This window comes from Allobosea sp. 05T422_2 (assembly GCF_056396265.1).
The window spans coordinates 1-2,625 of record NZ_JBFTLD010000451.1 but is presented as its reverse complement, the minus strand read 5'-3'; the positions used below and the strand labels follow the sequence as shown (position 1 = coordinate 2,625).

At 62.9% G+C, this 2,625-nt stretch carries 4 protein-coding genes; all 4 read left to right on the top strand.

Annotated elements, in window-relative coordinates; translation table 11 throughout:
- Positions 1-385, top strand: a 385-nt coding sequence (locus AC1DJT_RS35935) for a VOC family protein (RefSeq protein ID WP_476835978.1), incomplete at its 5' end; no start/stop codon positions are given.
- 73 nt (positions 386-458) lie between these two features.
- Positions 459-1,202 carry an SDR family NAD(P)-dependent oxidoreductase gene (locus AC1DJT_RS35930; protein ID WP_441508057.1) on the top strand — a complete coding sequence of 248 codons (744 nt, stop codon included), beginning with the start codon at positions 459-461 and terminating at the stop codon, positions 1,200-1,202.
- Between the two features lie 74 nt (positions 1,203-1,276).
- A complete protein-coding gene (locus AC1DJT_RS35925) occupies positions 1,277-1,651 on the top strand; it encodes a nuclear transport factor 2 family protein (protein ID WP_441508058.1) in 375 nt (124 codons plus the stop codon).
- A gap of 74 nt (positions 1,652-1,725) precedes the next feature.
- The coding region (locus AC1DJT_RS35920; protein WP_476835977.1) for a LysR family transcriptional regulator at positions 1,726-2,625 on the top strand (900 nt) is incomplete at its 3' end.

Below are 2,625 nucleotides of genomic sequence, written 5' to 3'. Positions count from 1 at the left end.
GCATCACACGGTCGGGATCGTCAAGGGGGCTCGACCGGGCATCCATCATTACGCCTGGGAATTTGCCCAGTTCAACGATTTCATGCGGCTCGGCGACGTGCTCGACGCATTGGACCGCGTTGTAGTCTGGGGGCCCGGGCGTCACGGCGCGGGCGACAATCTCTTCGCCTATTATCTCGATCCGGCAGGTTTCATGGTGGAGTGTTCGTCGGAGATGGAAGTCATCGCGAACGATACCGGGTATGAGCCGAAGGTTGCCGATATCGATGCGGACCTGACCAATATCAAGGTCGTGAACCGTTGGGGCGCGCCGCCGCCGCGCCCATGGATCCAGCACCACACCGATTTCGCTGTCTTCGACGGGCACGGTTCCGCGCGCGGCTGAATCGTCCGGCGCTACTGCGGAGGTCAAGTCCGCAGCAGCGGCTCTCGGGAACATCCTGAGATGGGAGAGAGATGTGCTGCTTTCCGGAAAAGTCATCGTCGTCACCGGAGCGGAATCCGGCATCGGCCGGGCCATAGCAGAGGCCTGTGCAGAGCAGGGGGCGAGCCTCATCGTAGCGGGGCTCGACAAGAGCAAACTCGCGGACGTGGCGGCAGCGCTTGGGAGCGCGGGGCGTGATGCTCTGGCTGTCGCAACCGATATCAGAGAGGCGGTGGCCGTCAGCCGATTGTTTTCTGCGGCGGTCGAGCGCTTCGGGCGCATCGATGCTGCCGTGGCGAATGCCGGCATCATCGGCGCGCGAAAACCGGCTGCGGAACTCACGCTGGAGGACTGGCAGCAGGTTCTCGACGTCAATCTCACCGGAACCTTCCTGACGGTTCTGGAGGCCGCACGCGTGATGGTGAGGCAAGGCGGGGGCGGGTCCATCATTGCGACCGGATCGTCGACCGCCCTGCGGCCGGTGTCTGGCCTCTTGCCCTATGTTGCGAGCAAGGGCGGCGTTCACGCGCTGATGCAAGGCCTCGCGCTGGAACTGGCGCCGCACCGGATCCGGGTCAACACGCTCGTCCCGGGCACGACGGCGACGGATGCCACGCGTGCCATGCCCGGCTATCTCGATCAGGTGGCGAAGAGCCTGCCGATGGGCGAGGTCGTCGATGTGCAGGAACTCGGGCGCTATGTCGCCTTTGCCCTGAGCGATCAGCTTCCACATCTGACCGGAGCGCATCTCAAGATCGATGCCGGCCGGACGATCTGAAGGCCCGGACTCTGAGAATCCAAGTCTCTGAAGATCCAGACCGGCATTGCCCGAAACCATTCGAGGATACGTTCATGACCGACCCGACGATCCGCGCAATCGAGCAACTGGAGAAGCGGCGCTATGACGCCATGCTGCAGGCGGATCTCACCGTGCTTGGTGACATGCTCTCCGACAGCCTCGCCTATACGCATTCCAACGCAGCGCGCGACGACAAGGAAAGCTACCTGCAGAAGGTCGGCGCGAAGTTCTTCGACTATCACGCGATTTCCAACGAGGATCAGGAGATCAAGGTCTTTGGGGATGTCGCATTGGTGACCGGCGTCATGAAGGCGGAGGTCACGGTCAACGGCACCGCGAAATCTCTGAACAATCGCTACCTTGCCGTATGGCTCCGAGAAGCTGGAGAATGGCGCTTCGTGGCCTATGCACCGACGCCGGTTTCGTAGCTGGCGCTGGCCGTGTGGCTGAAACGGTGCCGAAGCCCTTTCGCTAAGGGGTGATGGTTCGCTATCATCGAACAATGGCTTGGCGTTTCGACGATGTGCTGACCTTCCTCAAGGTGGTGGAAGCCGGGGGAATTACGGCTGCGGCGAGTGAGCTGAAGCTGTCGAAATCCGTGGTCAGCAAACGCATCAGCGATCTCGAAGAGGCGCTCGGCGTCGCGCTCCTCCACCGCTCGACCCGCAGCGTCACGCCGACCGAACAGGGTTCCTTGTTCCACGACCATATGCGCGACGCGCTGCGCAGCATCGATGAAGCCGTGGAGGTGGTGACCGACCGTACGGGCCCGCTGAAGGGGCGCTTGCGGGTGACGGCACCGATGAGCTTTGCGACATTGCATCTTGGTCCGATGCTGGCTGATTTCGCGCGGCTCCACCCTGGCGTCGAATTCGCGATCGACCTTGACGATCGCATGCTGGATCTGGTTGCGGGCGGTTATGACCTCGCGATCCGCATCGGGCGGTTGCCGGATTCCTCACTTATCGCGCGAAAGCTGTGCCAGAGCCGGCGCATCGTCTGCTGCAGCCCCGCATATGCCCGGGAGACGGCGCTGCCGAGGTCCATCGACKAGATCTCGGCTCATAACTGCATCGACTACGCCAATGCCCATGCCAGCCGGCTCTGGCAGTTCCTCCCCATCGCTCCGGACATGCGCCCGCGCACAGTGGTGACACGCAGCCATCTCGTCACCAATAATGGCGAGGTCATGCGCGATCTGGCGATTGCTGGCCTCGGCCTTGCGGTCCTGCCCCTGTTCATTGCGGCCGATGCTGTTCGCGCGGGGCGGCTGATCCATGTCCTGCCCGATGACGAGCCGCTGCCGGATACGATCTACGCAGTCTATCCGCCGACGCGCCATCTGTCGCACCGCGTCCGGACACTTGTGGACTACCTGAGCAAGCGGCTGGCGAACGGTGTG

What these genes read in the sequence shown, in the direction of transcription:
- AC1DJT_RS35925 (WP_441508058.1), top strand. Translation starts at nt 1,277, where the DNA reads ATGACCGACCCGACGATCCGCGCAATCGAGCAACTGGAGAAGCGGCGC.